The organism is Siphonobacter sp. BAB-5405 (assembly GCF_002872335.1).
Lineage (GTDB): Bacteria > Bacteroidota > Bacteroidia > Cytophagales > Spirosomataceae > Siphonobacter.
This window is the reverse complement of sequence record NZ_NJAG01000136.1, coordinates 1-3389: the sequence shown is the minus strand read 5'-3', so window position 1 is coordinate 3389 and position 3389 is coordinate 1. Positions and strand designations below refer to the sequence as shown.

At 46.9% G+C, this 3389-nt stretch carries 1 protein-coding gene and 1 pseudogene; both read left to right on the top strand.

Translation table 11 applies throughout. The features are described from left to right. Positions 1 to 1053 precede the first annotated feature (1053 nt). Complete coding sequence (locus tag BWI97_RS26525; protein ID WP_102203444.1) at positions 1054 to 1539, top strand: response regulator; 486 nt, start codon at positions 1054 to 1056, stop codon at positions 1537 to 1539. A 520-nt stretch (positions 1540 to 2059) separates the two neighbouring features. After that, positions 2060 to 3389, top strand: a pseudogene (locus tag BWI97_RS26515) (hypothetical protein); the annotation flags it as partial.

Below are 3389 nucleotides of genomic sequence, written 5' to 3'. Positions count from 1 at the left end.
AACCAAACCGATTGATGTTGAGACCTTACTCAAAGTACTATCAGTGCCAGATAAACGAAATTAATGATTCCGTAGGATGTGCCTAACACATCCTGGAACCTTTCCTAAGCTTTTGGCACGTGTTTGCGTTTGCTGAAAAAGACCCTGTAATTCTAAAGTCTGGTATCGATTGATTGTTCCTATTCACATTTTTCAAGCTCCAGCCTTTCTCTCCGCGAACTAGGTAAGGATTAAATGAGTAGCATTGAATGAGAGAACGGACCACCGGATTTGAGTGGGTGTCCAGCTAGCGGATGGTCCGGCAAATGTGGTTACAATAGCTCTTCTCTCGGCAGTGTACGTCCAAAGAATGGCGTGTCCCTGTTGAACGGGTTGGCAATTCGCCAGGGAATCATTAGAGACATACAGATCTGTCTCGTGGAAGGTCCAACGGTTCCAGGACCTGCCTTCAGGAGAGGTGGCTTTCCAGGTACCTATCAATTGATTGGGTGTACGAATGATGTCTGATTGATCACGGCAACCCATTGCCATCACCAGGCTTACCCCAAATGAATCTTTTCATAGTCTATACGGAACGTTGGTATTTTATTGAAGAAGACCCCATCGTAAGCTATTTCGTTGGAAACGCTGTTCTATAAGTATCTGTACGTTAGAGAGAAGAAATACAGCTATGTCCACCCGTATGCCTTTCTGTCTAATCGTTACCATTCGATCATACATACGATGCCCCCTAGCAAGTATCCTTCTTCTTGATGCCTTGCTTGTTTCCAAAGATTGGCCTGTAGTTATAGCTCTATCATCCATTCTCAGCAATGATCCGGATCGTTTGCTTTACTATCTGTCAGACCAACTGATTCTTCCAAAAGCGAGCCTTATCTGTTAAAGATCAACCTACTTCGCACGGACAATTGTCAGTAACTAACCGGGGCCATTCACTACAAGACCGGCCCTGGTTAGTTACCTGACTTTTAATGTAAAAAGCTGCATTTACTGATTTCTGATGTTCTGAATGGAGACGATACGATAGATCAGTATTGCGTTTTAGTACCTGACATGCGTTACCTCACCTGCCCAAACGTACGCTTTACCGGGGGCTTGCATAGTTTTTATAGGGATAACCAGACTATCCACTATAAATTATTGCCTATAATGGCTCAATCCTTTTCTTTTGATACGCACCCTTTGGTGATTCTGGAAGACGATGAAGATGATCGTCATCTTTATGAAAACCTTTTACGCGAAATTGCTCCACATCTTCAGCTTCGGTTCTTTATAAGCGGCGAAGACTTATTAGCCGCTTTACAAAGCAAAAGTCTGCAACCCTTTTTAATTATCTCGGAAGTGCACTTAAGTGGCATGACGGGCATGGAGCTTAGAAAAAAGCTTGATGAAGATCAGTCGATTAGGACCAAAGCGATTCCTTTTGTTTTCTTTTCTCACCCCATCTTTAAAAGAGAACTGGAAGAAGCGTATCACTTAACGATTCAGGGTTTTTTTCGAAAAAGATCCGGATTTAGCAGAATTTGGCCGTCAGCTTGATTCGGTCGTTCGCTACTGGTCTGATTGTAAACATCCCAATCGATCAGACATTGAGTCTTGAGGAAAAGCATCCTGTAAATACCTTAGTATCAGCTTCTAAAAAAGAGCTATTGCCAGATTTGGTGGAAAACTATTCCGTCTATCCTACTGATTGTGATTGGCAGGAGGGCAAGAAATGCCTCTTTTTACTACTGCCGTGGGAAATGATTTCAGGCTTCTGAAGTCTGAAAACGGTTATACATACTAGAATCTCTCACCCAAATAAATTATCCACACTCCTAATACGTTCGTTAATGAATCAAAATGTTGAACAGGACCGGCTATCCAAGCAATGGTCCAATGAAGAAAACTGGTATGAATGGGGCCCTTATTTAAGTGAGCGTCAATGGGGAACAGTTCGGGAAGACTACTCGGCCGATGGCGAGGCCTGGGATTCTTTTCCCCATGCTCACGCCCGAATGCGGGTGTACCGCTGGGGTGAGGATGGACTGGCGGGCATTTCTGACGAAACTCAGACGCTATGTTTTGCTTTGTCGCTCTGGAATGGAAAAGATCCGTATTTAAAAGACGTTTGTTTGGCCTTTCCAATGAGCAGGGTAATCACGGGGAGGATGTCAAGGAACTGTATTATTACCTGGACAATACACCGACGCACAGTCACATGCGGATGCTGTATAAATATCCCCAAGCGGCCTTTCCCTACGAAGCGTTAGTACAGGAAAACGCCAGTCGGAGTCCGCATGATCCTGAGTTTGAGTTACTGGACACGGGTATTTTCCAGAACCAGTCTTACTTTGATGTAGAGGTTTTCTATGCTAAACATGAGACTCAGGACATCCTCATCCGGGTCATCGTGCATAATCGAGGTACGGAGGAAGCTACCCTGCAGGTGTTACCAACGCTCTGGTTCCGCAATCGCTGGGCTTTTCATGTGGAAGCTGAAAAACCAGTGATTGAGCGGGTGAATGACCAGCAGCTTCGGGCTTCGCATCACCGTCTGGGTACGTATCACTTGACCTTTGAGCCCGCTCAGCACGTATTGATCACCGAAAACGAAACCAATACCGAGCGGGTTTTTAATCAGCCCAATACTTCGCCGTTCGTAAAAGACGCCTTTCACGATGCGGTTACGACGGGCAACTACGAACCCTTTTCCGAGCAACCTGCGGGAACCAAGGCCGCTCCCGTGTATGCTCTTACCTTAGGAGCTGGCGAGTCCCGGGAAATCCGGCTGCGGCTCAGTAAACATGAACAGGGAGATTTAGGGGAAGACTTCGAGAACATTTTTCATCAGCGAGCCGAGGAAGCCAATGCCTTTTATGCTCCCTTAACGGAAGGGCTTACCGAAGACGATACCCGCATCAAGCGGCAGGCCTGGGCCGGACTTTTATGGTCGAAACAATACTATCACTACGATGTGCGTCGCTGGCTGGAAGGGGATGTCGGACAGCCCATTCCGCCGAGTGAACGCTGGCATGGCCGCAACTCAGACTGGCAGCACCTCAATGCCGAGCACATCATGATTATGCCTGACAAATGGGAATATCCGTGGTTTGCGGCCTGGGATCAGGCGTTCCAGTCCATCGCCATGGAAAGCATTGATCTGGAGTTTGCCAAGCAACAGCTTTACCTGCATGCCGACCCTCGTTACCAGGCTCCCGATGGGCGTCTACCCGCGTACGAATGGAATTTCTCGGATAATAACCCGCACTTCGGGCCGCCATTAGCTGGGTTTTTTACAAGCAGGAACTGGAGTTTACGGGTCGGAAAGACTACGAATTTTTATCCGTCATGTTCGATCGCCTGCGGCCCAATTATGAGTGGTGGATCAATCATGCCAGCGGCGTGGA